The following is a 16,759-nucleotide window of genomic DNA, read 5'->3' as shown; positions in this document are numbered from 1 at the left end:
GATCAGCTGACGAAGCGGATGGTCACCGGGTAGCGGTACCACTCGTACCGGCCCGCGGCGACGGCCGCGAGGATCTGGAACACCAGCTGGCAGACGCCGACCACGGCCAGGACGGGCGAGCCGATGCCGAACGTGACGAGGGCGAGGATCCCGGCCGCCACGTAGGCGATGACCACCGTGATCTGGAAGTTCAGCGCCTCCTTGGCCTGGTCCTCCAGGTAGGGACCGCGGCCCCGGAACACCAGCCAGACGACGAGCGGCGCGACGAAGCTGAAGAACAGCCCGCCGAGGTGCGCGAGCACCGCCCAGGTGCGCTCCTCGTCGGGGCGCAGCGGCGGCGGCCCGTAGGCGGGGTGGGGCGGGGGGTAGGTCACGACGTGCTCCCGGGTCGACGGCGGTGCGGCCGTCCCGAGCGTACCCAGCCGAGGGCCCGGGGAGGCCGGCGGGCGGGGTCCGCGGACAGGGGTGTCCGGTTCGTCCGGATCGTGGCACGCCCGGCGGGTTCCTTGACACGCGACCTGCGGCTTCGGTTCGCTGACGCGACGGACGAGCGACGTCCGGACCAGGAGGACTCTGATGCGCGAGAACCCCGGCACGAACCCGCCGCGCGACGACGACCCGTCGACGCCCGCGCCGCCGCCCCCGCCGAGCACCCCGGAGCAGCCGGGCACGCCGGCCCCCGAGCCGCAGTCCCCGCCCGCCGCGCCGCCGGTCCCGCCGGCCGAGCCCCCCGCAGCGCCGCCCGTGCCGCCCGCGCCGGAGACCGCCCCGGGCGGGGCGTACCCGCCGCCCCCGGCGCCCGGATACGGCCCGCCCGCCGGCGGGTACCCGCCGCCGCCCTCGGGTGCCGGCTACGGCCAGCCGCAGGACCCGTACGGCCAGCAGCCGTACGGCGCCCCGCAGCAGCCCTACGCGCAGCAGCAGCCCTACGGCCAGCCCGCGGGCTACGGCGCCCCGGCCCCCGCGGGCGTCGGCGAGGCGTTCAACTGGGGCTGGACCAAGTTCACCCAGAACGTCGGCCCGATCGTCCTGGCGGTGCTCGCGTACCTCGCGGTCATCTTCGTCGTGTCGATCATCGCGTTCTCGCTCTTCGCGGGCGGCGCGGCGGCCAGCACCGACGCGTACGGCAACCTCCGCCCGGGCGGCGGGTTCGTGCTCGGGTTCGGCACGCTCGTCGTGCTGGCGATCTACGTGCTGCTCACGGCGTTCATGCAGGCGGGCGTCACGCGTGCCTCCCTGGACGTGGCGAACGGCCGGCGCCTGGAGTTCGCGAGCTTCTTCCGGTTCGAGAACCTCGGCGCCGTGGTCGTGGCGGTGCTGCTGGTCGGTGCCGGCACCGCGGTCGGCACGCTGCTGTTCGTGCTCCCGGGCCTGGTGTTCGCGTTCTTCGCCCAGTTCACGCTGTTCTTCGTGCTGGACAAGGGCCTGGGCGCGGTCGACGCGCTGAAGGCCAGCTTCACGCTGGTGAACCGCAACCTCGGCACCGTGGTGCTGCTGTTCCTCGCGGTCTACGCGGCGAACCTGGTGGGCGCCGCGGTCTGCGGCATCGGCCAGCTCGTCACGTACCCGCTGGGCCTGCTGGCGACGACGTACATCTACCGCCGCCTGCAGAACGAGCCGGTCGCGGCCTGACCCCGCGCCCTCGGCGCCGTCCCCGTCCACCGGGGGCGGCGCCGTCGTCGTCTCAGGGCGCGGTGACGAAGTCGATGAGCTCCTCGACCCGCCCGAGCAACGACGGCTCCAGGTCGGCGTACGTCCGCACGCTGCGCAGGATGCGCTGCCAGGCGCGCGACGTCGGCCTGCTCGTCGGCGGGCCAGCCCAGCTCGCGCAGGATGCCGCGCTTCCACTCGGTGCCGCGCTCGATCGTCGGCCACGCGGTCAGCCCGATCCGCTCGGGGCGCACGGCCTGCCACACGTCGACGTAGGGGTGCCCGAGCACCAGCACCGTGCCGGCCGGGGCGGCCCGCACGGCCTCGTCGGCGATCCGGCGCTCCTTGGACCCGGCGACCAGGTGGTCGACCAGCACCCCGACGCGCCGCCCCGGCCCGGGGCCGAACTCGCGCAGCGCGTCGACGAGGTTGTCCACGCCGTCCAGCAGCTCGACGACGACGCCCTCCGCGCGCAGGTCGTCGCCCCACACCTTCTCGACGAGCTCGGCGTCGTGCTTGCCCTCGACCCAGATCCGGCTGCCGATCGCGACCCGCGCGCGCTGGTCCGGCGCCGCCAGCGACCCCGACGCGGTGCGCCGCGGCCCGGTCGGCGCGGCGGGGCGCGGCGGGACGAGCTCGACCGGCCTGCCGTCGACCCAGAACCCCGGCCCGAGCCGGAACGTCCGCGTCTTCCCGCGCCGGTCCTCCAGGACCACGACGTGCTCACCGCCGGACTTCTCCACCCGGACGACGGCGCCGACCCAGCCCGTCGTGACCTCCTCCACCACCAGCCCCGGCTCGGCCGGGGTGGGGACGGAGGTGGGGCGGCGGTGGCTGCTCGGGGAGGAGCCGGACAGCACGTCGGGTCCGTAGCGGTCGGTCACCCGCGGCAGCCTAGGTGCCGACCCGGCGCGGCCGTGATACGACACGACGGTGACGTCGCCGCAGCAGGCCCCCGCCCCGGACGCCTCGGACCCGGACGCCCCCGACCCGGACCGGTGGCGCGCACTCGCCGTCTGCCTGGCGATCGGGTTCATCACGATGCTCGACGTCTCGATCGTCAACGTGGCGCTGCCGTCGATCGAGCGCAGCCTGGACGCGGGGGCCAGCCAGCTCCAGCTCGTGGTCGCCGGGTACACGCTCGCGTTCGGCCTGGTGCTGGTCCCGGCGGGGCGCCTCGGCGACGCGCGCGGCCGGCGGGCGCTGTTCCTCGTCGGGCTGTCCGGGTTCGCCCTGACCAGCCTGGGCGCCGGCCTGGCGCCGTCCGACGAGGTGCTGGCGGGGATGCGGCTGCTGCAGGGCGTCAGCGCGGGCCTGCTGAACCCGCAGGTCGTGGGGACGATCCAGCAGCTGTTCCGCGGGTACGAGCGCGGGCGCGCGTTCGGGTTCTTCGGCGCGACCATCGGGGTGTCGACCGCGATCGGGCCGCTGCTCGGCGGGCTCATCATCCAGGCGGCGGGCCCGGAGGACGGCTGGCGCTGGGTGTTCTTCGTCAACGTCCCCGTGATCGCCGTGGTGCTGCCGCTCGCCGTGCGGTTCCTGCCGCGGGGCCGGGTCGGCGTCCCGGCGGGCGTGGCGGGCCCGGGCGGCCGGCCGCGGCTCGACGTCCCGGGGCTGGCGCTGGTCGCGCTGACCACGACGGCCGTGATGGTCCCGTTCGTGGTGACGTCGGGGTCGGGCGGCGACGACCCGGCGCGCTGGTGGTGGCTCGCGGCGGCCGCCGCGCTCGCGGTCGTGACGGTGGTGTGGGAGCGGGGGTACCAGCGGCGCACGGGCGCGGCGGTGCTCGACCCGCGGGTGCTGGGCGAGCCCTCGTTCCGCAACGGCGCCCTGCTCGGCATGGCGTACTTCGCGGGGTTCACCGCCGTGTTCCTCGTCACCACGCTGTACCTGCAGCAGGACGCCGGGTTCACGCCGCTGCAGGCGGGGCTCGTCGGCATGCCGTTCGCGGTGGCGTCGGCGGTCGCCGCGCAGCAGTCCGGCCGCCTGGTCGCGACCCGGGGCCGGGCGCTCGTCGTCGTCGGCCTGGTGCTGGTGCTGCTCGGCCTGCTGGGCACCGACCTCGCGATCCGGCTGGTCGACCCGCCCGCGGTCGGGTTCGTCGTCGCCGCGACGCAGATGGTGGCCGGTGCCGGCAGCGGCCTGGTGATCGCACCGAACCAGACGCTCACGCTCGCGCACGTGCCGCTCGACCGCGCGGGTGTGGCGGGCAGCATGCTCCAGGTCGGGCAGCGCATCGGCTCGGCGCTCGGCGTGGCGGTCGCGCTGTCGACGTACTACGCGGCGCTGGCGTCCGGGCTGGCCGGGAACCAGGCGGCCGGCCGCGCGCTGCTCATCACCGTGGTGCTGGTGGCGGTGGCGCTGGTGATCGGCGTCGCGGACCTCGTCGCCCGCCGCCGGGACGCGGCCCGCGAGCCCGTCACGACGACCGCTCGCGGAGCCGAGTAGAATTGGCACTCGGACCGGGGGAGTGCTACCAGCGCTGGCCCCGGTGGGGCGCGCGAGGTGTCGGGAGGTGGCGATGAGCGAGGACCGCAGGCTGGACGTGCTGCGGGCGATCGTCGAGGACTACGTCGCGACCCGCGAGCCGGTCGGCTCCCGCGCCCTCGTCGAGCGGCACTCCCTGGGCGTCTCCCCGGCGACGATCCGGAACGACATGGCCGCCCTCGAGGACGCCGGCTACATCGTGCAGCCGCACACCTCGGCCGGGCGGGTGCCGACCGACACGGGCTACCGGCTGTTCGTGGACCGGCTGGCGACGGTGAAGCCGCTGTCCGCCCCGGAGCGGCGGGCCATCGAGTCCTTCATGGAGGACGCCGCCGACCTGGACGACGTCGTGGACCGCGCGGTCCGGCTGCTCGCGCAGCTCACGCACCAGGTGGCCGTCGTGCAGTACCCGTCGCTGCGCCGGACCGCGGTGCGGCACGTGGAGCTCGTCCCCGTGGGGGAGCGGCACCTGCTCGTGGTCATCATCACCGACCACGGCCGGGTCGAGCAGCGCACCCTGGAGCTCGCGGACCCGCTGGACGCCACCGTCGTGGCCCGGCTGCGCACGCGGCTCAACGTCGCGGCGGCGGGCCGGCGGCTCGCCGAGCTGGACGGCGTGCTCGCGGACCTGGCCGACGCGTTCGCCGACGCCGACGCCCCGCTGGTGCGCGCCGTGGTCGGCGTGGTCGAGGACACGCTGGCCCGCGAGAGCGAGGAGCGCGTCGTGATGGCCGGCACCGCGAACCTCGTCCGGGGCGGCGGCCACGACTTCGCGCACACGATCAGCCCGGTGCTCGAGGCGCTCGAGGAGCAGGTGGTGCTGCTGCGGCTGCTCACCGAGATGGCCGAGGACGAGGCCGCCGTGTCCGTCCGGATCGGCCGCGAGACGCAGCACGAGGGGCTCGTCGAGACGTCCTTCGTGACCACCGGCTACGGCGGCCCGGGCGACGGCGGGGGCGCGGCCGTGGCCCGCATCGGCTCCGTGGGCCCGCTCCGCATGGACTACCCCGGCACGATCGCGACGGTGCGTGCCGTCGCGCGGTACCTCTCCCGGATCCTCGCGGGATGAGCGCCGCCGGTCCCCGACCCGCGCCGGCGCGCGCGACCGACACAGGAAGTGACGAGTGAGCGACTACTACGAGGTGCTCGGCGTGCCGCGCGAGGCGACGCCCGAGCAGATCAAGAAGGCCTACCGCCGCCTGGCCCGCGAGCTGCACCCGGACGTGGCCGGGGCGGACGCCGCGTCGGAGGAGCGGTTCAAGGACGTCTCCCGCGCGTACGACGTGCTGTCGAACCCGGAGAAGCGCCGGATGTACGACATGGGCGCCGACCCGGCGTCCCCCGGCGGCGGGATGGGCGGGGGCTTCGGCTTCCAGGACATCTTCGAGACGTTCTTCGGCGCCGCGGCGGCCGGCGGGCCGCAGCGGGGGCCGATCCCTCGGGCGCGGCGCGGCCAGGACGCGCTCGTCCGGCTGGACATCGACCTCGCCGAGGCGACGTTCGGCACGCACCGGGAGGTCCCCGTCGAGACGGCCGTGCTGTGCCCGACATGCGGCGGCACCTGCTGCCGCCCCGGCACGTCGCCGCGCACCTGCGACGTCTGCGGCGGCCGCGGCAGCGTGCAGCGCGTCGCCCGGTCGTTCCTCGGCCAGGTGATGACCTCGCAGCCGTGCGCCGCGTGCCACGGCTTCGGCACGGTGATCCCCGAGCCCTGCACCGAGTGCGCCGGCGAGGGCCGCGTGCGCTCGCGCCGGACGCTCGAGGTCGACGTCCCGGCGGGCGTGGACACCGGCACCCGCATCAAGCTGACCGCGCAGGGCGAGGTCGGCCCGGCCGGCGGCCCGGCGGGCGACGTGTACCTCGAGGTCCGGGAGCGCCGGCACGACACGTTCGTCCGCGAGGGCGACGACCTGCACTGCACGCTCCAGGTCCCGATGACGGCCGCCGCGCTCGGCACCGTGCTGACCCTGGAGACGCTGGACGGCCCGAAGGACGTCGACCTGCGCCCGGGCACGCAGCCGGCCCAGGTCGTCACGCTGCGGGGCCTCGGCGTCGGCCACCTCCACGCCGGCGGCCGCGGCGACCTGCACGTGCACGTCGACGTCCAGGTGCCGACCGCGATGGACGACGAGCAGTCCGAGCTGCTGCGCCGCCTCGCGGCCCTGCGCGGCGAGGAGCGCCCCGAGGCGCGCCTGTCGGCGTCCAGCCCCGGCGTGTTCGCCAAGCTGCGCGACAAGCTCTCCGGGCGCTGAGCCGGTGACCGCACCCGTCTTCCTGGCCGAGCCGGGCACGCTCTCCGCGCTCGCGGCCGGGGACGCGTACCTGCTCGACGGCACCGAGGGCCGGCACGCGGGCGTCGTGCAGCGCCGCGCCGCCGGGGAGCGGGTCGACGTCGTGGACGGCGCGGGTACCCGCGTGGTCGGCGAGGTCGAGTCGGTCGGCCCCGAGGGCGTGCACCTGCGGGTGCGCGAGGTCGTCGTCGAGCCGGTGCCCGCACCGCGGCTGCTGCTGGTCCAGGCGCTCGCCAAGGGCGACCGGGACGAGCTGGCGATCGAGGCGGCGACCGAGGTCGGGGCCGACGGCGTCGTGCCGTGGCAGGCGGAGCGCTCGATCGTGGTCTGGCGCGGCGACCGGGCGGCGAAGAGCCGCGCCAGGTGGCTCGGCACGGTGCGCACGGCCGCGAAGCAGTCCCGCCGCGCGCACGTGCCCGCGGTGGACCTGGCGCTCGACACGGCGGCCCTCGCCCGGCGGGCCCGCGAGGTCGTCGAGGCCGGCGGCGCGGTGCTGGTGCTGCACGAGGAGGCGACGGTCCCGCTGGCCGCGGTCGCGCTCCCCGCCCCGGGGACCGTCGCGGACGTGCTGGTCGTCGTCGGCCCGGAGGGAGGCATCGCGGAGCGCGAGGTCGCGGCCCTGGTGGACGCCGGGGCGGTGCCGGTCCGCCTGGGCCCGCACGTGCTGCGCACGTCCACGGCGGGCCCGGTCGCCCTCTCCCTCCTGGCGGAGCGCCTGGGCCGCTGGTCCTGACCGGCCCGCGCGCGCGAGCGCACACCGGGGCGCCTCCCCGCGCACCCGGGACGTCGGTCCTGGGCCGTACGTCTCATCCGTGACGCGCGTCACGGTCCTAGCGTCGAAGGTGGCAGCGAAGGCGCTCTCACCAGGGAACCGACCGTGAACACTGAAGTCCGGACCGGCAACGACGAGCACGGGGCGAGGGCTGCGGCCTCCTCGCCCGCACCGAGCGGGGCGCGCCGGCGGCGCGCCCTCACCGGCGGGACCGCCGCGATCCTCACGCTCCTGCTGGCGGGCTGCGCGTCCTCCGGCGAGGCGGGCGAGGGCGGGGTGCACGGCGGCGAGGCGAGCCTCGTCCTGCCCGACCTGGGCGCGGTCACCGTGCTGGGCGGCGTGTCCGGGCGGCTGCTGCTGGGCCTCGGCCTGGTGGTGTGCGTGCTCGGCCTCGCGTTCGGCGTCGCGACGTACGTGCAGCTGCGCAAGCTGCCGGTGCACGCGGCGATGCGGGAGATCTCCGAGCTCATCTACTCCACGTGCCGCGCGTACCTCACGCAGCAGGGCAAGTTCCTCATGCTGCTGTGGGTGTTCATCGCCGCGGTGATCGTCGTCTACTACAAGGCGCTCGTCGGGTTCGAGTGGGGCCGGGTCGCGATGATCATCGCGTTCAGCCTGCTGGGCATCGCCGGGTCCTACGCGGTCGCGTGGTTCGGCATCCGCGTGAACACCTTCGCGAACTCCCGCACGGCGTTCGCGTCCCTGCGCGGCCGGCCGCTGCCGGTGCACCGGATCCCCATGCAGTCGGGCATGTCGATCGGCATGGTCCTCATCAGCCTCGAGCTGGCGATGATGCTGGTCATCCTGCTGTTCCTGCCGGCGGACGTGGCGGGCGCGTGCTTCATCGGGTTCGCGGTCGGCGAGTCGCTCGGCGCCTCGGCGCTGCGCATCGCGGGCGGAATCTTCACGAAGATCGCCGACATCGGCTCGGACCTCATGAAGATCGTGTTCAAGATCAAGGAGGACGACGCCCGCAACCCCGGCGTGATCGCCGACTGCACCGGCGACAACGCGGGCGACTCGGTCGGCCCCAGCGCGGACGGCTTCGAGACCTACGGCGTCACCGGCGTCGCGCTCGTGACGTTCGTCCTCCTGGCGGTCGACAGCCCCGCCGTCCAGGCGACCCTCCTGGTCTGGCTGTTCGTGGTCCGCGCGGTCATGGTCATCGCGTCCGCGGTGTCCTACCTGGCGAACGACGCCTGGACCCGCCGCCGGTACGCCGGGGTCGACCGGATGGACTTCGAGAAGCCGCTCACCTCGCTGGTGTGGCTCACCTCGGCGGTGTCGATCGCGTTCACCTACCTGACCACGTGGGCGGTGCTCGGGCACATGGACGGCGCCGGCGCCGGGCTGTGGTGGAAGGTCGCGACGATCATCTCCTGCGGCACCCTGGCGGGGGCACTCATCCCGGAGCTGGTCAAGGTCTTCACGTCGACGAACAGCCGGCACGTCCGCGAGGTCGTCACGTCGTCCCGCGAGGGCGGGCCGTCGCTCAACATCCTGTCCGGCCTGGTCGCCGGCAACTTCTCGGGCTACTGGCTCGGCATCACCGTCGTCGGACTCATGGGCGGAGCCTTCCTCATCAGCGAGCAGGGCCTCGACCAGCTCATGGTCGCCCCGGCGGTGTTCGCGTTCGGGCTCGTGGCGTTCGGCTTCCTCGGCATGGGCCCGGTGACCATCGCGGTCGACTCCTACGGCCCGGTCACCGACAACGCGCAGAGCGTCTACGAGCTGTCCCTCGTGGAGGAGGAGCCCGGCGCGGCCGAGAAGATCGACGCCGAGCACGGCTTCCTCCCGCAGTGGGAGAAGGCGAAGCGGATGCTGGAGGAGAACGACGGCGCCGGCAACACCTTCAAGGCCACCGCGAAGCCGGTGCTGATCGGCACCGCCGTTGTCGGCGCCACGACGATGATCTTCTCGATCATCGTCGCGCTCACCCAGGGCCTCACCACCGGCCTGGAGAACCTCTCCCTGCTGCACCCGCCGTTCCTGCTCGGGCTCATCACGGGTGGCGCGATCATCTACTGGTTCACCGGCGCCTCCATCCAGGCCGTCACGACGGGCGCCTACCGCGCGGTGGAGTTCATCAAGGGGAACATCAAGCTCGACGGCAGCACCCGCGCGAGCGAGGAGGACTCCCGCAAGGTCGTGGAGATCTGCACCCAGTACGCCCAGAAGGGCATGCTGACGATGTTCCTCGCGATCTTCTTCGCGACGCTGGCGTTCGCGTTCGTCGAGCCGTTCTTCTTCATCGGCTACCTGGTGTCGATCGCGGTGTTCGGCCTGTACCAGGCGATCTTCATGGCGAACGCCGGCGGCGCCTGGGACAACGCGAAGAAGATCGTCGAGGTCGACCTGCACGCCAAGGGCACCGCGCTGCACGACGCGACCATCGTCGGCGACACCGTCGGGGACCCGTACAAGGACACCTCGTCCGTCGCGCTGAACCCGGTCATCAAGTTCACGACCCTGTTCGGCCTGCTGGCCGTCGAGCTCGCGGTCAGCCTGGCCGACGAGGGCCGGGGCACCCTGGTCCACGTGCTCGCCGCGGTGTTCTTCGTGGCGTCCGCGTTCTTCGTGTACCGCTCGTTCTACGGCATGCGGATCGGCAGCACCCCGGCGGGCGACGACGAGCCCGCCGAGCCGGTGGACGGCGGCACGCACGACGCCGACGAGGCGCCCGTCCCGGTGTCCGCCCGCGCCGGCGGCGCCGGCCTGCCCCGGCAGACCGCCAGCGAGGACGACGCCCTGCCCGACAACGTCGTGGACGACGCCGACACGCTGGTCGAGGGGCGGTGACCCGCCGTGGTCCGCGTCGCGGTCAAGCACGACGCCGCCGGGGTCGACGCTGAGGGCCGGGTCGCCGGCCACGACGCGGGCGCCACGCTGGTCCGGCGGCTGCTGCGGGTGTTCCCGGGGTCGGTGCTCGTCGGCCCCGGGCCCCGGCGGTGCGCGGGGTTCGACATGCTGCCGCTCGAGTTCGTCGACGGGGACCGCACGGTCGTCGTGACGATGGACGTGCTCGACTCGGTGCACGTCTGGCAGACCCTGCGCGCCGGCGGGTGCGAGCAGCCGCGGATCATGAACTTCGTGTGGTGGGACGCCACCCGGTACACGCACGACGTCGAGCGGGCGGCGCTCGCGCTGTCCTGCGCGCTGTTCCCGACCTTCGCGAACTCGTCGCGCACGGCCTCGGAGATCCGGGAGCTCGTCGCCCGGGACACCGTGCCCGCGCTGGGGGAGCGGGCCCGGATCGCCTGGGTGAACCTCGGGTTCCGGGTGGAGCACGTGCAGCCCCGGCGCGAGCCGGACGTCCCCGTGGTGCTGTACCCCGCGATCTACGTCTCCGAGCGCAAGCAGCCGCGGCTGTTCCTCGAGGTCGTGGACCGGGTGCACCGGCGCATCCCGATCCGGGTGGAGGCGCGGCTGCACGAGTCGCACCTCGTGTCGGAGACCGCGATGCGGATGTCCGAGCGCGACTGGTGCTGGGTCGGCCCGCTCACCGCGAACCGCGACTCCTACTGGCAGGCGCTCGCCCGGACCACCGCGTTCCTGGCGACTGCGACCGAGGAGTCCTACGGCCTGGAGTACGTCGAGGCGCTCGCGGCCGGCGCGGTCGGGGTGTTCCCGGACCTGCCGTGGGCGCGGGCGCTGCTGCCGGCGGGCTACCCGTTCCTCTACCGGACGCCGGACGAGGCGGTGGAGGCGCTGCACCGGGCGGTCACCGACACGGCCACCTGCCGCAAGGAGCTCGACGAGGTCGCCGGTGGGTCGTTCGTGGCGTGGCTGATGGCGCACCACGACGACGACACGTTCGACCGGGCGGTCGCCGACCGGGTGCGGGAGTGGTTCGGCACGGACTGAGGCACAGACGCGCGCGGGCCCGGACGACAGCGTGGTCGTCCGGGCCCGCGGCGTGCCGGCTCAGCCCTGGCGCAGCTCCAGGTACCGGGCGATCAGCGCGCGGGTGGACGGGTCCTGCGCGTCCAGCGCGGTGGCGTCGCCCTCGACCGCCGGGGCGATCTCCAGCGCGAGCTTCTTGCCGAGCTCGACGCCCCACTGGTCGAACGAGTCGATGCCCCAGACGACGCCCTGCACGAACGTGATGTGCTCGTACAGCGCGATCAGCTGGCCGAGCACGGACGGGGTCAGCGACGGCGCGAGGATCGACGTCGTCGGCCGGTTCCCGGAGAAGACGCGGGCCGGGACGATGTCCTCCGAGGTGCCCTCGGCGCGCACCTCGTCCGCGGTCTTGCCGAACGCCAGCGCCTTGGTCTGCGCGAAGTAGTTCGCCAGGAACAGCGCGTGCACGTCGGTGCCGCCGTCCTTCAGCGGGTGCGCGGGGTTCGCGACCGCGATGAAGTCCGCCGGGATCAGCCGGGTGCCCTGGTGGATGAGCTGGTAGAACGCGTGCTGGCCGTTGGTGCCGGGCTCGCCCCAGAACACCTCGCCGGTCTCGGTGGTGACGGGGGTGCCGTCCCAGCGGACCGACTTGCCGTTCGACTCCATCGTCAGCTGCTGCAGGTACGCCGGGAACCGGTGCAGGTACTGGGCGTAGGGCAGCACCGCGTGGGTGTGCGCGTCGAGGAAGTTGACGTACCAGACGTTGAGCAGGCCCATGAGGACCGGCACGTTCTGCGCGAACGGGGTGCTGCGGACGTGCTCGTCGACCGCGTGGAAGCCCTCGAGGAGCTCGCCGAACGCGTCCGGGCCGATCGCGATGGCCAGGGAGGTGCCGATCGCGGAGTCCATCGAGTAGCGGCCGCCGACCCAGTCCCAGAAGCCGAACGCGTTCTCCGGGTCGATGCCGAACGCGGCGACCTTGTCCAGCGCGGTCGACACGGCGACGAAGTGCTTCGCGACCGCGGCCGTGCGGGCCTCCTCGGTGTCCTCGATCGCACCGGCGGCGACGAGCCCGCGCCACAGCCAGTCGCGGGCGAGGCGCGCGTTGGTCAGCGTCTCCAGCGTGCCGAAGGTCTTGGACGCGACGATGAACAGCGTCGTCGTCGGGTCGAGGTCCTTGGTCTTCTCGGCGATGTCGGTCGGGTCGATGTTCGACACGAACCGCACCTCCAGGCCGTCCTGCACGTACGGCTTGAGCGCCTCGTACGCCATGACCGGGCCGAGGTCCGAGCCGCCGATGCCGATGTTCACGACAGTCGCGACGCGCTCGCCGGTGACGCCGGTCCACTCGCCGGAGCGCACCTTGTCCGCGAACGCGGCGACCTTCGCGAGCACCGCCTGCACGTCGGCGTCCACGTCCTGGCCGTCGACGACCAGCGGCGGCTCGGCGTCCGCGGGCCGGCGCAGCGCGGTGTGCAGCACGGCGCGGTCCTCGGTGACGTTGATGTGCTCGCCGGCGAACATCGCGTCGAGGCGGGTCTTGAGGTCGACCTGCTCGGCCAGCGCGACCAGCAGGGCCAGCGTCTCGTCGGTGACGAGGTTCTTCGACAGGTCGACGGTCAGGTCCGCGAGCTGGTGGGTGAGGCGGGTCGCCCGGTCCGCGTCGGCGTCGAACCAGCCGCGCAGGTCGGGGGTCAGCGCGTCGCGGTGCGCGGTCAGGGCGGTCCAGGCGCCGGTGGTGGTGGCGTCGACGGGTGCAGTCACGGGGAGTCCCTCTCGGAAGCAGATCCAACGGGACCAACCGTACTTGCGCGCGCCCGCGGCCGAGCAGGACCCGCGGGCCGGCGACCCGCGGGTCAGCCGCCCAGCGCCTCGCGCACCAGCGGGGCGACGCGGGTGCCGAGCAGCTCGATCGCGCGCAGCGACTCCCGCTGGGGGACGCCGGACAGGTCCATCTGGAAGATCTGCCGGTCGTGGCCCAGCACGCCGTGCAGCGCGACGATCCGCTCGGCGACCTCCTCGGGCGATCCCACGAAGTACGCCCCGCCCCTGGCCGCCTGGGACTCGAACGCGATGCGGTTCGGGATGGCGAACCCGCGCTCCGCGGCGATCCGGCGCATCGAGTCCAGCCAGTAGGGGAAGAAGAACTCCCGCGCGGCCTTCGCGTCGTCCGCCACGTAGCCGATCCCGGCCACCTCGACCCGTCGCGTCGCCGGGTCGTGGCCCGCCTCCTCGTGGGCGCGCCGGTAGAGCTGCACCAGCCCGGCGAAGTCCGCGGGGCGCCCGCCGATGATCGCGTAGGACACGGGCAGGCCCAGGCGGCCGGCGCGCTCGGACGACGCGGGGTTGCCGCCGGTGGCGATCGCGATCCGCAGGTGCTCGCCGAGGCCGGGCTTGTCGAGCGGCCGGGGCAGCACCTCGGCGGCGTGCAGCGGCGGGCGGAACCGGCCGGACCAGGTGACGGGGTTGCCGCGGTCGATCCGCAGCAGCAGGCGGATCTTCTCCTCGAACAGCTCGTCGTAGTCGTCGAGGGAGGCCCCGAACAGCGGGTAGGACTCGATGAACGACCCGCGCCCGGCCAGGAGCTCGACCCGGCCGCCGGACAGCAGGTCCATCGTCGCGAACTGCTGGTGGACGCGGACCGGGTCCTCGGTGGACAGCACGGTCACGGCGCTGCCGACGCTGATCCGCTCGGTCTGCGCCAGGGCGGCGGCGATCACGGTCGCGGGGGAGGAGATCGCGTAGTCGGGGCGGTGGTGCTCGCCGACGCCGACGTGGTCGAGGCCGACCTGCTCCGCGAGCCGGACCCGCTCCAGGACGTCCCGCAGCCGCTGCGCGGGGGAGGTGCGCGCGCCGGTGACCGGGTCGGGGTGGATGTCGCCGAAGGTGTACAGACCGAGCTCCATGCCGGTGCAAGGCGGGGGCGGACCGGGGCATTCCCGGCGGGACCTGGGTCCCGGGCGTCGCGGTGTGTCGAGGCGGTGAACCCCCGGTCACGATGTGGTCACGGTCACGGGAACTCCTTGACGCGGATTAGTAAGGAAGGTCTACTAACAAACATGACCACGACGACGCGGTCCGCCGGCCCCGCACCGAGGGGTGTGGGACGGACGCTCCGGCCCACGGCGAAGGTGCTGCCCGAGCACGCCCGGGCGCACAACCGCGCGATGGTCCTCCAGCACCTGTTCCACCAGGGCCCGTCGTCCCGCGCCGACCTCGCGCGCAGCACCGGCCTGACCCGGGTCACCGTCTCCGACCTGGTCTCCGTGCTCATCGCCGAGGGCCTGGTCGCGGAGCTCGGCATCCGGCCCGAGGGGCGCGTCGGCAAGCCCGCGACCCTGGTCGGGATGCGCACCGAGGACCACCAGGTCGTGGCCGTCGACCTGGCCGACGACGCCAGCCTGCGCGGGGCCGTCATGACGCTCACGGGGACCGTCGTCGCCCGGCGCGCCGTCTCGCTCGACGGGCGCACCGGGGACGACGCCGTCGGCGTGCTCGAGGACCTGTGCCGCGAGCTGCTGGCCGCCGCGGACCGCCCCGTGGTGGGCGTCGGCGTCGGCTCGCCCGGCGTCATCGACTCGTCCGGGTTCGTCGTCGCCGCCCCCAACCGGGGCTGGTACGACCTGCCGCTCGCCGCCCTGCTCACCGAGCGGCTCGGCCTGCCGGTGCAGGTCGCGAACGACGCGAACACGCACGCGCTGGGGGAGTACACCTACGGCGGCGCCACCGGCACCGGCCTCATGGTCGTCACCGTCGGCCAGGGCGTCGGCGCCGGCATCGTGCTGGACGGCGCGCTCGTGCGCGGCCGGGCGCACGCGGCCGGCGAGATCGGGCACGTCACCGTCGTCGACGACCGCGACGTGCGGGCCGGCGACCCGCTGCCCCTGCCGTGCGCGTGCGGGCGCGCCGGCTGCCTGGAGACCCTGCTCTCCCTGCCCGCGCTGCGCCGCGCCACCGCCGGTCGCAGCCCCCAGGAGTCCGACGCGGTGCTCGCGTCGGTCGGACGGAAGCTGGGCATCGCCCTCGCTCCCGTCGTCAGTGCGCTCAACCTCGCCGAGGTGCTGCTCTCGGGTCCCCCGGAGCTGCTGGACGGGGCCCTGAGGGTGGAGGCGCTCGCCACCGTCCGGGCCCGGACCATGCCCCTGCTGGGGCAGGACCTCGTGCTGCGGATGGGCTCGTTGGACGAGGACGGGGCGCTCTCCGGCGCCGCGGCGCTCGTGCTGTCCGGTCAGCTCGGGGTCACGTGACGACCCCGAGCCGACCGCTTGCAGTGCCGGTATCACCACCCCGGCGACGCCCGGACGGGCCTCGCCTCGCATCAGGGAGGAACACCAACGTGAAGATCGTACGGATGGCAGCCGTCGGTGTGGCGGCGGCGCTCGTGCTGACCGCCTGCTCGTCGGGCGGCGACGACCCGTCGACCACCTCGGACGGCACGCCCGAGGCCGCCGACATCACCCTCTGGCTCGCGGGCGCGGACACGCCCGACGAGCTCCGCGACTACCTCAAGACGACCTTCGAGGAGGAGAACCCCGGCTCGACGCTCACGATCGAGGAGCAGGACTGGGGCGACCTGGTCACGAAGCTCACCACCGCGCTGCCGGACGCCGAGAACTCCCCCGACGTCGTGGAGATCGGCAACACGCAGTCGCCGACGTTCACCACGGTCGGCGCGTTCCGCGACCTGACCCCGCTGTACGACGAGCTGGGCGGCGACAACCTGCTCCAGTCCTTCGTCGAGGTCGGCAAGGCGGACGGCAAGAACTTCGCGCTGCCGTACTACTTCGGCTCGCGCTACATGTTCTACCGCAAGGACATCTGGTCGGCGGCGGGCATGGAGCCCCCGACGACCCTCGCGGAGTTCGCCGAGGACGTGACGAAGCTCCGCACCGACAGCCAGTCGGGCTTCGCGATCGGCGGCCAGGACTGGCGCAACGGCATCTCGTGGGTCTTCGCCAACGGCGGCGAGCTCGCCACCGAGGACGGCGGCGAGTGGACCTCCACGCTGTCCGACCCGAAGACCATCGCGGGCCTCGAGCAGTGGCAGGCCGTGTACCAGGGCTCGTCGAACGTGCCGGCCACCGAGCGCGACGTGGCGTACTGGGACTTCCTGAACGACGGGACGGACGGCGCCGCGCCGGCCGCCGCGACGATCATGGCCCCGGGCTGGGCGCGCTGGTCGATCGGCGACCTCACCACGAACGACGACGGTGAGGAGGTCCGCGACGGGATGGCCGACACGAACAAGTTCGGCATCTTCGCCCTGCCGGGCGCGGACGGCGGCCTCGCGCCGGTGTTCGCGGGCGGCTCGAACATCGCGATCTCGGCGAAGTCCCAGCACCCGGAGCTCTCCGAGAACCTGCTGCGGATCATCTTCTCGCCCGAGTACCAGCAGATGCTCGGCGAGAACGGCCTGGGTCCGGCGAACAAGGAGTACGTCGACGCGCTCGGCGACGACGAGTTCGCCTCCACGATGATCGAGACGGCTGCCGCGTCCAAGCTCACCCCGGCGGCGCCGGGCTGGGCCGCGGTCGAGGCGGCGTTCGTCTACGAGGAGCTGTTCCAGAAGATCGCCGAGGGCGGTGACGTGACCGAGCTCGCCGCGCAGTACGACGAGCAGATCACGCCGATGCTGAACGGCAAGTGACCCTCCGCCGGCCGCGGGGCCCTCACGCCCCGCGGCCGGCGCGGTCCGGCTCGTCGCCCGTCAGGAGAG

At 73.9% G+C, this 16,759-nt stretch carries 12 protein-coding genes and 1 pseudogene; 9 read left to right on the top strand and 4 right to left on the bottom strand.

The genetic code is table 11. The features are described from left to right. Positions 1–2: 2 nt before the first annotated feature. On the bottom strand, positions 3–374 hold the full coding sequence (locus HNR08_RS01375; protein ID WP_146836204.1) for a DUF4870 domain-containing protein: 372 nt from the start codon (positions 372–374) through the stop codon (positions 3–5). Between the two features lie 202 nt (positions 375–576). Here HNR08_RS01375 and HNR08_RS01370 point away from each other — a divergent pair, with 202 nt between their 5' ends. Continuing rightward, positions 577–1,632, top strand: coding sequence for a DUF7847 domain-containing protein (locus HNR08_RS01370; RefSeq protein ID WP_146836207.1), 1,056 nt, complete (start codon positions 577–579; stop codon positions 1,630–1,632). A 52-nt stretch (positions 1,633–1,684) separates the two neighbouring features. Here the strand turns inward: HNR08_RS01370 and HNR08_RS01365 are convergent. Beyond that, a pseudogene (locus HNR08_RS01365) lies at positions 1,685–2,534 on the bottom strand (DUF3097 domain-containing protein). 49 nt (positions 2,535–2,583) lie between these two features. On the opposite strand from HNR08_RS01365, the gene HNR08_RS01360 reads away from it, so the two are divergent. The 6 genes from HNR08_RS01360 (at position 2,584) to HNR08_RS01335 (ending at position 11,064) form a co-directional block, all read left to right on the top strand. Continuing rightward, positions 2,584–4,098, top strand: coding sequence for an MFS transporter (locus tag HNR08_RS01360; RefSeq protein WP_246803016.1), 1,515 nt, complete (start codon positions 2,584–2,586; stop codon positions 4,096–4,098). A gap of 73 nt (positions 4,099–4,171) precedes the next feature. Then, a complete protein-coding gene (gene hrcA / locus HNR08_RS01355; RefSeq protein ID WP_146836210.1) occupies positions 4,172–5,206 on the top strand; it encodes a heat-inducible transcriptional repressor HrcA in 1,035 nt (344 codons plus the stop codon). 55 nt (positions 5,207–5,261) lie between these two features. Beyond that, entirely contained in the window at positions 5,262–6,389 is a 1,128-nt protein-coding gene (gene dnaJ / locus HNR08_RS01350) for a molecular chaperone DnaJ (RefSeq protein WP_146836213.1), read from the top strand. Positions 6,390–6,393: 4 nt separating this feature from the next. Then, positions 6,394–7,161 carry a 16S rRNA (uracil(1498)-N(3))-methyltransferase gene (locus HNR08_RS01345; RefSeq protein ID WP_146836216.1) on the top strand — a complete coding sequence of 256 codons (768 nt, stop codon included), beginning with the start codon at positions 6,394–6,396 and terminating at the stop codon, positions 7,159–7,161. A gap of 144 nt (positions 7,162–7,305) precedes the next feature. Then, positions 7,306–9,999 (top strand): sodium-translocating pyrophosphatase, encoded by a 2,694-nt coding sequence (locus HNR08_RS01340; protein ID WP_222596008.1) that lies wholly within the window; start codon positions 7,306–7,308, stop codon positions 9,997–9,999. Between the two features lie 6 nt (positions 10,000–10,005). Then, positions 10,006–11,064, top strand: a complete 1,059-nt coding sequence (locus tag HNR08_RS01335) for a glycosyltransferase (protein WP_146836219.1) — start codon at positions 10,006–10,008, stop codon at positions 11,062–11,064. A 60-nt stretch (positions 11,065–11,124) separates the two neighbouring features. Here HNR08_RS01335 and pgi read toward each other — a convergent pair whose 3' ends face one another. Both pgi and HNR08_RS01325 read right to left on the bottom strand, forming a co-directional pair. Further along, a complete protein-coding gene (gene pgi, locus HNR08_RS01330; RefSeq protein ID WP_146836222.1) occupies positions 11,125–12,807 on the bottom strand; it encodes a glucose-6-phosphate isomerase in 1,683 nt (560 codons plus the stop codon). Positions 12,808–12,899: 92 nt separating this feature from the next. Then, on the bottom strand, positions 12,900–13,949 hold the full coding sequence (locus HNR08_RS01325) for an LLM class flavin-dependent oxidoreductase (protein WP_146836225.1): 1,050 nt from the start codon (positions 13,947–13,949) through the stop codon (positions 12,900–12,902). Between the two features lie 153 nt (positions 13,950–14,102). Here HNR08_RS01325 and HNR08_RS01320 point away from each other — a divergent pair, with 153 nt between their 5' ends. Together HNR08_RS01320 and HNR08_RS01315 are read left to right on the top strand one after the other, a co-directional pair. After that, on the top strand, positions 14,103–15,290 hold the full coding sequence (locus HNR08_RS01320; RefSeq protein WP_146836228.1) for an ROK family transcriptional regulator: 1,188 nt from the start codon (positions 14,103–14,105) through the stop codon (positions 15,288–15,290). A 104-nt stretch (positions 15,291–15,394) separates the two neighbouring features. After that, positions 15,395–16,690, top strand: coding sequence for an extracellular solute-binding protein (locus HNR08_RS01315; protein WP_146836231.1), 1,296 nt, complete (start codon positions 15,395–15,397; stop codon positions 16,688–16,690). Positions 16,691–16,759 lie beyond the last annotated feature (69 nt).

It is taken from the genome of Cellulomonas hominis (genome assembly GCF_014201095.1).
Classification (GTDB): domain Bacteria; phylum Actinomycetota; class Actinomycetes; order Actinomycetales; family Cellulomonadaceae; genus Cellulomonas; species Cellulomonas hominis.
The sequence above is the reverse complement of the archived record's forward strand: the minus strand, read 5'-3'. Positions and strand labels throughout refer to the sequence as shown.